Origin of the sequence: Rothia nasimurium (assembly GCF_928381705.1) — a bacterium.
Classification (GTDB): Bacteria; Actinomycetota; Actinomycetes; order Actinomycetales; family Micrococcaceae; genus Rothia; species Rothia nasimurium_G.
Genome location: NZ_CAKMSR010000053.1, coordinates 1 through 229 on the forward strand (window position 1 = coordinate 1; position 229 = coordinate 229).

At 58.5% G+C, this 229-nt stretch carries 1 protein-coding gene; it reads right to left on the bottom strand.

Translation table 11 applies throughout. From position 1 onward, the window contains the following. Positions 1–217, bottom strand: a 217-nt coding sequence (locus L6762_RS12120; RefSeq protein WP_423817129.1) for a transposase family protein, incomplete at its 3' end; no start/stop codon positions are given. Positions 218–229: the final 12 nt, after the last annotated feature.

Genomic DNA, 229 nt, shown 5'->3' on the forward strand with positions numbered 1-229 from the left:
ACCCCAACGGCCGCCTAAACCCCGTATGAAGAATCCGCCAAGTCTTGATGTGAGCGATAACCCGCTCCACCACCGACCGCAGCCGATTCAGCACCCGATTAGTCCGCCTCTGCTCCCGACTCAGCCGCTGACCCGGCTTGCGCCTGGCCGGGGTAGCCAACCCCAACCCGATATAGCCCTTATCAGCCACAGTGCTCTCATCAAGATATCTTTCCAAGCCATGATGTTT